Origin of the sequence: Pedobacter sp. N23S346 (assembly GCF_048515415.1) — a bacterium.
GTDB lineage: Bacteria > Bacteroidota > Bacteroidia > Sphingobacteriales > Sphingobacteriaceae > Pedobacter.
Genome location: NZ_JBLYEE010000005.1, coordinates 301881 through 315774 on the forward strand (window position 1 = coordinate 301881; position 13894 = coordinate 315774).

Sequence of the window (13894 nt, forward strand, 5' to 3'; positions counted from 1 at the left end):
AGAGCGGTGTATACTATAAAAGTTATAACAGTTATCAAGACGCATATCATTTACCAAAAGTCATTGAATAAACTCGATATCAACCCCTTAAGGTAAATCGATTTATAAATAGTGCTGTACAGATAAGAAAGGTAGATTTAAAATATGACTTTCATATTTCATTAAGCATTAGATATATCAGCTAACAGATAAATATATTATAAAAAAGGCTGGATTTAAACCCAGCCTTTAATCAATTTTACTTAGCACTTTGAGATTTTAACGATTGAATCTCTTGTCGCAAAGCATCAATCTGTTGTTGCTGCTCTTTGATACTTCCAACCAATAAAGGAATTAAGTTTTCATAATCCACCTTTGTAAGTGTTGCTGATCGATAAGCATTTTTACCAGCTGCATAATCTTTTGCCTGTACCGTTACTATTTCAGGCACTGCAGATCTGGCTTCTGTCCCGATGAAGCCATATTGTTGTTTTGGCGAGATTTTCAATTTTTCGGCCCATGTTTTATCATAGTTAAAACTCACTGGCTGTAGTTTAGAAACCATTTCCAGTGAATTACTAACTGGTTTTACATTGTTTTGTGCCACTTCTTGTGCACTGATTTGTAGTGATGCGGCGATTAAAAATGCTGCAAACGTAAATGAAATTGCTCGTTTCATATTATAATGTATTTGAATGAATTAAAATGGAAATGCTACCGCGATTACGCAATGCATATTAGAATTAAAAATAATGTATAGTTACACTGATGGTGGAGGCGTAAGTACCTCTGGAAAATAAGCAGGGTAAAAGAAATGGTCAGGAACGATCACTTTCTTTTCTGCAATAAAGGGTATAATTACATTTGTAACAAATAAAAAATGATCGGTAAAGTATTCTGTTTCGACTTTCTTTTCCTCTTTTTCAGTAGCATCATCATTGTTAGATGCATATTCCAGTTCAGTAGGCGAATATTTAATATATGACATAGCATTGCTCACCTTTATAAAAAAAGTGGCTGCGATGCAGATAATTAATATATATTTCAAACCAGTGAACTTCATTCTCACAAATATAAGTTGTACAATCTTTTTAACAATCTAATTGCGTTAAAGTTCTGTCAGAATTTTATTCATTTCATCAATAGCGATTTGAATATCAATTGCCGAAGTTCGCCAGTTTACAAAGGCCGCACGAATGCCTTTAACTCCATTGTAAATAGTAGCTGTCATAAAAACCTTGCCAGTAGTATTCAGCCGATAAAGAAACTCGTCCAGGTAATTCTTATCCCTTAATGAAAAGCAAACGGTATTCAATCGCACAGGTGCAAGCATCTCGAATGCCTCATTACTTTCTATAAATTTAGCAAACAATAAGGCATGATCCACATTGCTTTCTACAACCTGTTGATAGCCTAGCTTGCCATAACTCATCAAACTGAACCAAGCTGGTAATGCTTTTAAGCGACGGGAGTTTTCAGGAAGAAAGTTAAGGTAATTAAAGTATTCTAAAGGATTACCCAGGTAAGCTGCATTAGCATTTTGAAAGGTTTCCATTTGCAGCATCTGATGTTTTCTTTTCACAAAAAATACTGCGCTCTCGTAAGGAACATTTAGCCACTTGTGGCAATCAACGGTGATGCTATCTGCCTGCTCCCAACCCGCTACCAAATGTTGATGTTTTGGTGAACAACCTGCAAAACCACCAAACGCAGCATCGATATGCCACCAAAAATTATATTTATCATGCAGTTTTTGAATAGCTAAGAAATCATCAAAGTCAACAGTATTAACCGTTCCTGCACTGGAAATTAAAATAAAAGGTTCACCGTTTAGTGCAATAATTTTATTCTCCAGATCAGTTACGTCCAGTGCCTCACGATTGCCTGGCAAAACATCCACTTTAATTATATTATTACTACCCATTCCAAGCATAGCAAGCGATTTCATGGCTGATGAATGTGGCGTAGCTGATAATACCTTAATCAAACCACTCACACCTTCTTTGGCAAAATCTCTTCCTGATTGTTTACCAATCCATTGTCTGGCACTGCCTAAACAGGTAAAGTTGGAGATGGTGGCGCCGGTTACAAAACCACCAAAAAAATCTTCAGGTAAATTGAATAGTGATAATAAAAGTTTAATGGTTTCAAATTCTATTGTCGCGGAAATATCTCCATTCCCTTTTACCGATTGTGTATTTTGATCATAAACAGAAGCCAGCCAATCGCCGGCAATGGCAGCTGGTGTTGTCCCTCCGGTTACAAAGCCCCAATATCTTGGTCCTGATGAGGCAACTATTGCAGGTTCAAAACGCTTATTAAAATATTCAAGTGAACCTAATGTACCCAAACCTTCATCACTAAAGGCAGCGGTATGATCTGGATTTATTTTACCAGTAGTTGGCCTGCTATGGAGTTGACTTAAATAATCTGAACTTTGCTTTTGTACCTGGTTAAGAATTTCATCGAGTTGTGCTAAATCTTTATCTAAATGGTTCATTTGTAATTCTTTTAGGTAATCAAAAACAGTTTAATTCATAGTAATTTTAGAAAATCGCTTTTGCAATCTGCTTTGTTTGTTCTGGTCTACCCATGGTATAAAAATGTAATACAGGTGCACCGAAATCCATCAATTCTTTACACTGTTTAATCATCGCTGTCGTTCCGATTTCTTTTGCCTCAGAATTATTTTTTGCGTGAGATAAGGCATCACTCAACTCATCTGGCAGATCAATATGGAAAATTTTAGGCAACACGTTCAATTGCGTTAAGGTGCTAATCGGTTTTAACCCTGGAATAATTGGCACATTAATATCATTCTCTCTGCATTTCCTCACAAAATCGAAATACTTCTGGTTATCAAAAAACATCTGCGTTACAATAAACTCTGCGCCCATATCTACCTTTGTCTTTAAATATTTGAAGTCGGCATTTAAGTTGGGTGCTTCGAAATGTTTTTCAGGGTATCCGGCTACGCCGATGCAAAAATCACTTTTGAAGGTTTCAATATCTTCATGCAAAAATTTGCCATCGTTATGGTTTTTAATATGCTGAATTAAATCGGTTGCATAACAATGACCGCCTTTTGTAGGAATAAAAGACTGATCAGCCGAACGTGCGTCGCCTCTTAATGCCAACACATTATCGATGCCTAAAAATTGCAAATCGATTAATGCATTTTCCGTTTCCTCCTTGGTAAAGCCACCACAAATTAAATGTGGTACCGCATCAATTTTATACTTATGAATAATGGCCGCACAAATAGCTATGGTACCCGGGCGCTTACGGTAAGATACTTTTTGCAACAAACCATTTTCCTGCTCTTTATAAATATAATCTTCACGTAAGGAAGTCACATCGATAAAAGGAGGCTCAAACTCCAGCAAAGGATCAATGGCATCGTAAATCCACTGGATACTCTGCCCTTTAATTGGTGGTAGTAGTTCAAAAGAGAATAAGGTTTTACCCTTAGCGTTTTTTATATGGTCGGTAATTTTCATTTTGGGTTGAAGGTTGCAGGTTAAAGGTTGAAAGTCTGGGTGCCTATCAGGCCAGCATTCTATAGTTAAAAGTTGCAGGTTGAAAGTTAAAAGTCTGGTTGCCTATTTGATCAGCATTCTATAGTTAAAAGTTGCAGGTTAAATGTTAAAAGTCTGGGTGCCTATCTGGCCAGCATTCTATAGTTAAAAGTTGCAGGTTAAATGTTAAAAGTCCAGGTGTCTACCAGGCCAACATTCTATTGTTAAAGGTTGCAGATTAAAAGTTGAAAGTCTGAATGCTTATTTAACAAGTGTATAATAGTAATTTATAAATCCATTTAATAGTTTTCGTGTCGTTTCCAGCTTACTTAATATGGCCTTTAAATCCGGTTCAGCGATAAAATTCAAATCATAAGATAAATACAATTGTGTTTCGACTTCGTAAACAGAACCTCTAGCTACATAGAAAAATTGTATGCTATCTTTGGGATGATTCCTTCCACAGCCTTCCGCAATATTAGAAGGAATCGACACTGCCGCTCTTCTGATCTGGCTCGTTAAGCCAAATCTTTCTTCATTAGGAAAATCAGAAGATACCAAATAAATTTCCTTCGACAAGATTCTTGCCTGTTTCCAAACATCTAAATCAGTATAATTTTTCTTTTCTTTTTCCATATGAACCTTTACTATAGCTTATCACATTCTGTACTCCAAAACTGATAACCTGTAACTCATAACCCACAACCTAATATGCCAAATTCGGACTCAGCCACCGCTCCACTTCTTCAATCGACATCTTTTTACGCGCTGCATAATCTTCAATCTGGTCTTTAGTAATCTTTCCTAATCCAAAATACCTGGAATCAGGATGTGCAAAGTAAAAACCACTTACCGCAGCTGTTGGATACATGGCATAACTTTCAGTTAAACGCAGGCCGATTTGATTTTCAGCATCTAATAATTCAAATAAAGTACCCTTTTCAGTATGTTCCGGGCAGGCAGGATAACCAGGTGCCGGACGGATCCCTGCATATTCTTCCTTAATTAATTCGGTGTTGGAAAGATTTTCATCTTTGGCATAACCCCAGTATTCTTTACGTACCCGCTCATGCATCCGTTCTGCAAAAGCCTCAGCCAATCGATCGGCTAAGGCTTTTGCCATAATGCTATTATAATCGTCATGATTGGATTCAAATTCTTCAACCAGCGCATCAATTCCAATCCCGGTGGTTACGGCAAAACCACCAAAATAATCCTGAATACCACTCTCTTTTGGAGCAATAAAATCTGATAAAGCATAGTAAGGCTGCCCATCTACTTTCTCTGCCTGCTGACGAAGGGTGTGTATGGTAACTAGGCCTGAGTCTTGAGTCGCTAGTCTTGAGTCGCCATTCTGACTTCCGACTTCGGACTCCAGACTCCGGACTTCTAGTTCAATATCGTCTCCCACCGCATTTGCCGGCCAGAAACCGATTACCCCTCTGGCGATTAATAATTTTTCATCAAGAATTCTTTTTAATAACGTCTGCGCATCATCGAAAAGTTTTTTGGCTTCATCACCAACGTTTTTATCGTCGAAAATTTTTGGATAGCTTCCGCGGAGTTCCCAGGTGTGGAAAAATGGTGTCCAGTCAATATAGGGAACCAGTTCTTCCAGTGGATAATTATCAAACACTCTTGTTCCGGTAAACTCCGGTGCAGGAAGATCTGATTTAAAATCTATTTTAAACTTGTTTTCACGGGCTTGTTCTAATGTTTTAAAGCGCTTGTCAGATCGCTTGTTTAAATGTGCTTCACGTGCTTTATCATATTCCGCTCTGATTCCAGCTACATAGTCATCCTTCGTTTCCGGATTCATTAAAGTACTGCAAACCGTAACACTTCGGGAGGCATCTAATACATGAATGGCAGGTCCGGAATAGTTTGGTGCCACCTTAACTGCTGCATGAATGCGTGATGTTGTCGCTCCACCAATAATTAAAGGAATGGTAAAGTTTTCACGTTCCATTTCTTTAGCAAAGTGCACCATTTCATCCAGAGATGGCGTGATTAATCCACTTAAACCAATAATATCAGCATTTATTTCTTTGGCTTTTTTGATGATTTCCTGTGCAGGAACCATCACGCCCATATCTACAATTTCGAAGTTATTACAAGCCAAAACCACACCGACAATGTTCTTACCAATATCATGCACATCACCTTTTACGGTTGCCATTAATACTCTTCCGGCAGATGAACTTTGATTTTGATCGGGATTATCTAATTTCTCTTGTTCGATGAAAGGCAATAAATAAGCTACAGCCTTTTTCATTACCCTTGCCGATTTCACTACCTGAGGCAGAAACATTTTCCCTGCTCCAAAAAGATCCCCAACAATATTCATCCCATCCATTAAAGGTCCTTCAATTACCTGAATTGGGCGGGCATATTTCTGACGCGCTTCTTCCACATCATCATCCAGGTATTCTACAATTCCCTTTACCAAAGAATGAGATAACCGTTCCTCTACAGGCCCTTTTCTCCACTCCTCATCTTTTACGATCTCTTTACCCTTCGATTTTACGGTATCAGCATACTCTACCAAACGCTCTGTGGCGTCATCTCTCCGGTTCAGCAGTACATCTTCTACCCTTTCTAAAAGTTCTGGTGGAATTTCCTGATAAACTTCAAGCATTCCTGCATTTACAATCCCCATATCCAAACCAGCCTGAATGGCGTGATAAAGAAAAGCAGAGTGCATCGCCTCGCGAACGGTATTATTCCCCCTGAATGAAAATGAAATGTTAGAAACCCCTCCACTTACTTTCGCGTGTGGCAGATTTTCTTTGATCCAACGGGTAGCATTGATAAAGTCTACGGCATAATTATTATGCTCTTCCAATCCGGTGGCTACCGTTAAAATATTAGGGTCGAAGATGATATCTTCTGCCGGAAATCCAATTTCATGCACCAAAATATCATAGCTTCTTTTACAAATTTCTTTTCTCCGCTCGTAGTTATCGGCCTGACCTTGTTCATCGAAAGCCATTACCACTACTGCAGCGCCATATTGCATAATCTTTTGGGCACTTTCACGAAATTTGTCTTCTCCTTCTTTTAAGGAAATCGAATTCACGATTCCTTTTCCCTGCAAACATTTTAAGCCATTTTCTATCACCGACCATTTGGATGAATCCACCATGATTGGCAACTTTGCAATGTCAGGTTCGGAGGCAATCAGGTTTAGAAATTTGGTCATTGCGGCTTCAGAATCCAGCATTCCTTCATCCATGTTCACATCAATTACCTGTGCACCACCTTCAACTTGTTGCAAGGCAACGGCCAAGGCAGCTTCATAATCTCCGCCTAAAATTAATTTTGAAAATTTAGGCGAACCTGTAATATTAGTCCTCTCCCCAATGTTCACGAAGATGCTTTCTGGCGTAATGGTTACGGGTTCCAGGCCACTCAAACGCATATAAGGCGGAATAATCGGAATTTTTCTCGGAGATGCTTTTCTGGCATTTGCTGCAATACAGCCGATATGTTCAGGCGTTGTACCACAACAGCCACCCACAATATTTACGAAGCCAGAAGCGATAAAATCATCCACTAAATGGGCAGTTTCATGGGGTTGCTCATCATAAGCACCAAATTCGTTTGGCAAACCTGCATTTGGATAAGCTGAAACATAACATCCTGCTTTTGCAGCTAACTCTTCAATATGCGGACGCATTTCTTTCGCACCCAAGGCACAGTTAAAACCAATACTCAATGGCTTCGCATGCATCACGGAGTTTAAAAAAGCTTCAGCCGTTTGTCCGGATAAAGTTCTACCCGAAGCATCGGTAATGGTACCAGAAATCATGATTTCCAGTTTACGCCCAATTACTTCTTCATATTTTTTAATAGCCACAATGGCCACTTTTGCATTTAAGGTATCAAAGATGGTTTCAATCAGCAATACATCCGATCCACCATCTACCAAACCACGTACCTGCTCATAATAAGCGGCTTCCAATTCATCAAAATAAACTGCCCGGTAACCGGGATCATTTACATTAGGCGACATGGAAAGGGTTCTGTTCGTTGGACCAATGGCACCGGCTACGAAACATTTACGATCTGGATTAGCTGCCATAAACTCATCGGCTGCCTCTTTTGCCACTCTTGCACCTTCATAACTTAATTCATACGACAGATCTTCCATCTGATAATCAGCCATGGAAATCCTTTGCGTACTAAAGGTATTGGTCTCGATGATATCTGCACCAGCGGCCAAATATTCGAGATGGATGGCTTTAATAATATCCGGACGGGTAATATTAAGCAAATCATTATTGCCTTTTACGTCGCAGGGATGATCTTTAAACCGTTCTCCTCTAAAATCCTCTTCGGTAAGTGTATAACGTTGAATCATAGTGCCCATCGCACCGTCGATTACTAAAATACGTTTTTCTAATTCTGCTCTTATGCTCATTCTGTTATTAGATGTGAGAGACGAGAGGAGAGATATGAGAAATTAAGACATTTATAATTGGCCTCAAATCTCAAATCTAATTTCTCAAATCTCAAAAAAGGCTTATTCAAAAAGTTGGCACATGGATAGTACTTCCTTAACTTATCTTTCTCCCGGTTAACCGAGATTAGAATGTAGCACCTTGTTGGCACAGGTTGCTAAGACTTCGTTGGGTCTAATCCCTCCGTCTTTCTTAATAAGCATACAAAAATGCAACAAAGCAACATCATTTCCAAAATTTATCGCTTCGTTACCAAATAAAATTACAAAGGCCATGCAAAAATGCATAGCCTTTAAAATAATGTTTTGTTGTTAACCTAAAACCAATGAAATCCGATGGTTAGGAATTTTTATTGAATTATCTTCTGCCTCCAAATAAACGCAAAAGAGATAGAAATAAGTTAATGAACGTGATGTAAAGCGATAAGGCACCCATTATGGCTAATTTTTTGCTGTCGGCCAATGCAATTTCATTTCCGCTTTCATCCAAACCTTCGCCTATTCTTTTAATTTCCTGGACCTTGTAAGCGGTAAGCGCTGTAAAAATAGCCACACCAACAAAGCCTAAAATGTAGTTCAAAGTTTCGCTACCGATAAAGAAGTTGATCAGACTTACTACAACTAAGCCAATTACTCCGGCCATTAAGATTGGCCCGAATTTACTCAAATCAACATCTGTAGTATAGCCCATTACTGCCATAACAGCAAAAATAATTGCTGCTGCAACGAAGCAAATGGCGATAGAGGTGGAGGTATAAATTAAAAGGATAAAACCTAGCATAACGCCTGTTAGCAAAGAATACAACAGAAAAACTCCCACTAAAGCAGGGAATGATAACCTTTGCATGGCGGCCCCCATCAGCATGACTAAACCAAGTGGTGCAAAAATAGCGATGTATCCCAATACGGTAAATCCTTTTTCAGCTACTAAGTAAGATAAGATTCCCGGAGAATTTGCCAATACAAATGCAGAAACGCTTGAAACGATTAATGCAACGAACATCCATAAGAATACGCTGGCAAAGAATTTTTTAGACACTGAGTTTTCCTGTACGAAAACACTATTGCCTTGATATTGATAATTTTGTTGTTCCATTTTTATTTGTGTATTTAAATGATTTTAAAAATAATACTTTAATTCAGTCTTTTTGTCAGCATTTCTTCAACTTTCTTAAAGAACTGTAACGGTTTTAAGGTACGCCAGGGCAGGTTATCGAAAGCTCCTCCAAAGTTGATGTAATAATCAATGTTATTATCTTTAAACTCCCTGATCACATGTTCCTGAAAGTTTACCCCAACAATCCAGCCATCTTCTACTTCCTGAAACCATTCTTCATAATAACTGTCATCAGAGGAATGAAAATTAAGCACATTTTCGCCAATTAAAATGAATTTGTTAATTCCTTCATCCATCATCAATTCCAGGATATCGCGCTTAAGCAACATGATATCATTGTTAATGGCATCGTTCCACTCCCCTATAAATTCTATAATGGCATAGCTGTGATCATAATCAGCATACAATACCTTCATGTATAATGTATTAGAACCAAACTCATCCCACTGCGGGTGAAGCAGAAAATTATAGATCTGCTTATCAAAGTATAGCTCAGAATATTCGGTATTGTAAAATGGCGAACGCTCATCTTCTGCCGAAATATAATCATCTCTCCACTGGTAATACGGCTCTATCTCGTGCATGTTTTTTTAATTATTGAATGAGTGAATTTTGAATGACTAAATGAGAAAATTTTGAATGATTGAATGTTGAGTGAATGAATGAATAAGTTTAAAATCCATGAATTACCTAATACCAGCGCTAAATTCAATCATTCTTTCATTCTGTTATTCTCCAATTCTATCATTCTCTAACTCAATCCTTCTATCCTTCTCACCTTCATTCATTTCTAATGTTGCCCGGCATTTACAGCTTTACGCACACTCCCATGTTTATTCAGCAAATCTGAAGCAATTTCATAGCTTACATTTAATTCATCAGCCACCATTTGCGTACCGCGATCAACAAGTTTATGATTAGTTAACTGCATATCTACCATTTTGTTTCCTACCACACGGCCCAATTGAACCATTACCGTAGTACTCAGCATATTTAAAACCAACTTTTGTGCCGTTCCGGATTTCATTCTTGTAGAACCCGTAACAAATTCAGGGCCTACCACCACTTCTACCGGGAAATCAGATTCTGCAGCAATTGGTCCGCCGGCATTGCAAACAATGCAACCCGTTAAAATACCATGTTTACGTGCGGTGTTTAAGCCACCAATTACGTAAGGTGTAGTGCCCGAAGCAGCCAAACCAACCAGGCAATCTTTTTCGTTGATATTAAATTCCTGCAGATCTTTCCAGGCTTGTACGGCATCATCTTCGGCAAACTCTACCGCTTTTCTAATCGCAGTATCACCACCAGCAATAATTCCTACCACCCAATCAAACGGAACACCATAAGTTGGCGGACATTCGGATGCATCAACTACACCTAAGCGGCCGCTGGTACCCGCGCCAATGTAGAAAAGACGACCACCTTTTTTCATTCTTTCAGCCACAGCCGAAGTTAATTTTTCTATTTGAGGCAAAGATTTTTCAACAGCAAAGGCAACAGTTTTATCTTCATTATTGATCCCCTGCAAAACTTCCATTACCGACATTTCATCAATGTGGCTATAGTTTGATTCTTGCTCGGTAACTCTATTCATATGTTTATTTTTGATAAAATTCGGTAAATCTTTTCTAAAATCTATCCTAAAAATTTAAAAATATAGATCATCACATCAGGAAGGCTCCTTTGAACTGTTAATTTATGTGAAATATTATAAACAAAAGACAAGAAAATGCAGTTAAAAAATATATCAACCCGCTTATTTTCATAAATTTGCATAACGCCAATGAAAAAGAATACCCGTACAAACATACTGATTGCCATAAGCTATTCCGTGATCCTGATAGTGGGCATGTATTTGGGTATTAAGTTTATTAAAGATCAAGGATTTGGCGTAAGCAGAAGACCTGAACTAGCAAATAATAATGACGAAAAGCTCGAAGAAATTCTTCACATCATCAACAAAAACTATGTTGATGACATTAACACAGATTCATTTCAAAATTTGCCGATTGATAGCGTTTTACATCAATTAGATCCCCATAGTGTTTATTTACCTCCTGCAGATGCGCAGAATATGACGGATAATCTCGAAGGAAATTTTGAGGGCGTGGGTATAGAATATTATATGCTTAATGATACCATGATGGTAACTGGTGTAGTGAAAGATGGGCCAGCTTATCAGGCAGGTATTAAACTGGGTGATAAAATTTTAACCATTGATACCACCATGGTAAGTGGAAGAAATTTACCTAAAGAAAAATTAACAGGAAGATTTAGAGGGAAAGCGGGTAGCGGAGTTGGGGTAACTTTGTTGCGCAGTGGTACGCAGGTACAAAGCCGGTTAATGGTTACCCGCGGCAAAGTGAACATTAGCAGCATCGATGCTTCCTACATGATTAACCCTGAAACCGGATACGTTCGGATTAGTAAGTTCGGTGCCAATACCGATAGTGATTTCGCAACTGCCGCTGCTAACTTAAAAGCGAAGGGCATGAAAAAGCTCATTTTAGACTTGCGCGATAATGGCGGTGGTTACTTTTCTGCAGCCACAGGTTTAGCAGATCAGTTTTTACCCGAGAACAAGTTAATTGTTTATACCCAAGGTAAACACGAGCCAAGAACAGATTATTTCTCTACCGGAACAGGTGCCTTTCAAAATGGAAAATTAGCCATACTGATTAATGAAAATACGGCTTCTGCGAGCGAAATCGTAGCCGGAGCCATTCAGGATTTAGGTCGTGGTATTATTGTGGGCAGACGCTCTTTTGGCAAAGGCCTGGTACAGGAACAATTTGCTTTTGGAGATGGTTCTGCACTCAACTTAACCATTGCCAGGTATTATACACCATCAGGAAGAAGCATTCAGAAATCATATAAAAAAGGTTATGATGCTTATAAACATGAGTTGGATGAACGCATGAGCGATGGAGAATTAACCGGCGACCGGAGTTCTTTTCAGGATTCGATAGAAAAAAATGAAGGCGTAAACCTACAGCAACATAAGCGGGCTAAAACAACCGGAGGTATTCAACCTGATGTATTTGTGAAGTTAGATACTACCGGATACAATAAATTTTATGCCGGCTTGGTGAGCAAAAAAGTATTGTCAGATTATGTATTTAATGTTTTAACCAGCCGCTATAGTGCCAGCTTTGTGGAACAGAACATCAATTATTTCAATTTAGGAGATAACGACTTTAAAGATTTTATCGGCTATATTCAGCGTAAAAATGTTACGATAGACCGACTACAACTTTATGGCTCGAAAACGGTGATTTTAAATGATTTAAAAGCATTGTTATGCCGGTATTACCTAGGCGATGTTGGCTACTACCGATCTGTTAACCAAACCGATAACGCCGTTAAACAAGCATTGGCCAATTTACAGTAGACATATGAAGATTTTATAACCGGGGTTGCAGAATTACAAAAACTTTCTTGATCAATATTAGTTTGATTGTATAAGCTTTTAGTATAATCATGATCGAAACAGAACGCCTCATTTTAAAACCGCTCCATCACGATCAACTTTTAAAATACATCAAAGACGATCATTCTTTAGAGCAAGAATTTGGCCTTCTGCCAACTAAGAAAAGCATATCGCCCGGATTGCAAAAAGCTTTGAGACAAAGTACATTACCAGGTGTTTTTGATCAGGACGAGAACTATTGCTACAATACTTTATGGGTCATTATTGCTAAAGCAGAAAACAGAATTGTAGGCGATATCTCTTTTGTCGGCGAGCCCGATCAGCATGGAGAAATTGAAATCGGGTACGGTACTTATGAAGCTTTTCGTGGCAGAGGTTTTATGACGGAAGCCATTGGCAGAATAGTAAATTGGGCAAAAGAACAACCTGATGTACAAGCTATTTTTGCCTCCACCACGAAAGAAAATATAGCCTCCTATGCGATCTTAGAAAAGAATAATTTTGTACACATTGGAAACGTAGCTGATATGCTCAGCTGGAAGATCAAATTGAAATAATTTATATCACACCAATTTGAATCAGATTTAGCCGAATGGCCGAAAACCATCAAAAAAAGTTCAACAAAAATATCCTGATACAAAAATTGTTGTACCCGAACATAAGGCCTGGGGGGGTGCTAAAGAAAGCTTAGCTTATACTTTGAAATTGCTAGAGCATCAGTAAAACTTATTGTTCAACCTTAATTTCAAATAAACTTAAACTAATTCCTTCATAATGTTTCGGCAAGCCTTCAGTTTTTTCCATGGTAGCCACGCCAACGTAATCAAAACCGCAGCTGGTGTAATACGCCAATAGTTTTTCATTGTCTGCCCAGGTATCCATTCTGACAAACTTAAGTTGATTTTCTGCGGCATACTTTTTCGCCCAGGTGACAATCTGCTTAACAAATGAAAGGCCTCTGAAATCGGGATGCGTAACAATCCGATGAATGTAAATGGCATCATTATCGCGGTCGCCCCAGATTAACTGATCATTAAAGGTGACAGCAAAAACGCAAGCAACTTCACCATCAACCAATATCTTATACTGGCGGTTTTCTGCAATTTCGGTTTCCACCAATTCTCTACTGAAACCTTGCCAATGTTTATTGAAAACTTTTTTCTGATGGGCAATAGCCATGTCGTAGAATTTGAAAATGATATCAAAATCTGCTTGTTGACTATTGATTACTTGTAATTGCATTTGGCAAAGTTAAATAGATTCTGCAAATGCAAGGATTCTTTTAGGCATCGGATGAATATAGGCGCTATGCCAATATTCATCCGATGACGATTCCTTATGGATTTGGACCTTCAGCTCTCTACCTTTTAACCTTCTACCTTTCC

12 protein-coding genes and 1 riboswitch are annotated in these 13894 nt (G+C 38.4%); of the genes, 2 read left to right on the top strand and 10 right to left on the bottom strand.

Annotated elements, in window-relative coordinates; all coding sequences use genetic code 11:
- Positions 1-238 precede the first annotated feature (238 nt).
- The 9 genes from ACN1CD_RS11725 to murQ form a co-directional block, all read right to left on the bottom strand.
- Positions 239-658, bottom strand: coding sequence for a tail fiber domain-containing protein (locus ACN1CD_RS11725; protein WP_419130581.1), 420 nt, complete (start codon positions 656-658; stop codon positions 239-241).
- Positions 659-739: 81 nt separating this feature from the next.
- Positions 740-967, bottom strand: a complete 228-nt coding sequence (locus tag ACN1CD_RS11730; protein WP_419130582.1) for a hypothetical protein — start codon at positions 965-967, stop codon at positions 740-742.
- A 120-nt stretch (positions 968-1087) separates the two neighbouring features.
- Positions 1088-2479 (bottom strand): pyridoxal phosphate-dependent decarboxylase family protein, encoded by a 1392-nt coding sequence (locus ACN1CD_RS11735; RefSeq protein WP_419130583.1) that lies wholly within the window; start codon positions 2477-2479, stop codon positions 1088-1090.
- A 46-nt stretch (positions 2480-2525) separates the two neighbouring features.
- Positions 2526-3479, bottom strand: coding sequence for a methylenetetrahydrofolate reductase (locus ACN1CD_RS11740; protein ID WP_419130584.1), 954 nt, complete (start codon positions 3477-3479; stop codon positions 2526-2528).
- A 279-nt stretch (positions 3480-3758) separates the two neighbouring features.
- Positions 3759-4133 carry a four helix bundle protein gene (locus tag ACN1CD_RS11745; protein WP_419130585.1) on the bottom strand — a complete coding sequence of 125 codons (375 nt, stop codon included), beginning with the start codon at positions 4131-4133 and terminating at the stop codon, positions 3759-3761.
- A 70-nt stretch (positions 4134-4203) separates the two neighbouring features.
- Positions 4204-7920, bottom strand: coding sequence for a methionine synthase (gene metH, locus ACN1CD_RS11750; protein ID WP_419130586.1), 3717 nt, complete (start codon positions 7918-7920; stop codon positions 4204-4206).
- Positions 7921-8058: 138 nt separating this feature from the next.
- A riboswitch (SAM riboswitch) is annotated at positions 8059-8162 on the bottom strand.
- Between the two features lie 155 nt (positions 8163-8317).
- The gene (locus ACN1CD_RS11755) at positions 8318-9055 is read right to left on the bottom strand and encodes a Bax inhibitor-1 family protein (RefSeq protein ID WP_419130587.1); all 738 of its coding nucleotides are present in this window, start codon (positions 9053-9055) and stop codon (positions 8318-8320) included.
- A gap of 38 nt (positions 9056-9093) precedes the next feature.
- Positions 9094-9660: a hypothetical protein gene (locus tag ACN1CD_RS11760; protein ID WP_132533822.1), complete on the bottom strand. Its 567-nt coding sequence runs from the start codon at positions 9658-9660 to the stop codon at positions 9094-9096.
- A 206-nt stretch (positions 9661-9866) separates the two neighbouring features.
- On the bottom strand, positions 9867-10673 hold the full coding sequence (murQ, locus tag ACN1CD_RS11765) for an N-acetylmuramic acid 6-phosphate etherase (protein ID WP_419130588.1): 807 nt from the start codon (positions 10671-10673) through the stop codon (positions 9867-9869).
- Between the two features lie 189 nt (positions 10674-10862).
- Here murQ and ACN1CD_RS11770 point away from each other — a divergent pair, with 189 nt between their 5' ends.
- A complete protein-coding gene (locus ACN1CD_RS11770) occupies positions 10863-12470 on the top strand; it encodes a S41 family peptidase (protein ID WP_419130589.1) in 1608 nt (535 codons plus the stop codon).
- An 89-nt stretch (positions 12471-12559) separates the two neighbouring features.
- A complete protein-coding gene (locus tag ACN1CD_RS11775; protein ID WP_419130590.1) occupies positions 12560-13066 on the top strand; it encodes a GNAT family N-acetyltransferase in 507 nt (168 codons plus the stop codon).
- 169 nt (positions 13067-13235) lie between these two features.
- On the opposite strand, the gene ACN1CD_RS11780 is transcribed toward ACN1CD_RS11775, so the two are convergent.
- On the bottom strand, positions 13236-13751 hold the full coding sequence (locus tag ACN1CD_RS11780; protein WP_419130591.1) for a GNAT family N-acetyltransferase: 516 nt from the start codon (positions 13749-13751) through the stop codon (positions 13236-13238).
- Positions 13752-13894 lie beyond the last annotated feature (143 nt).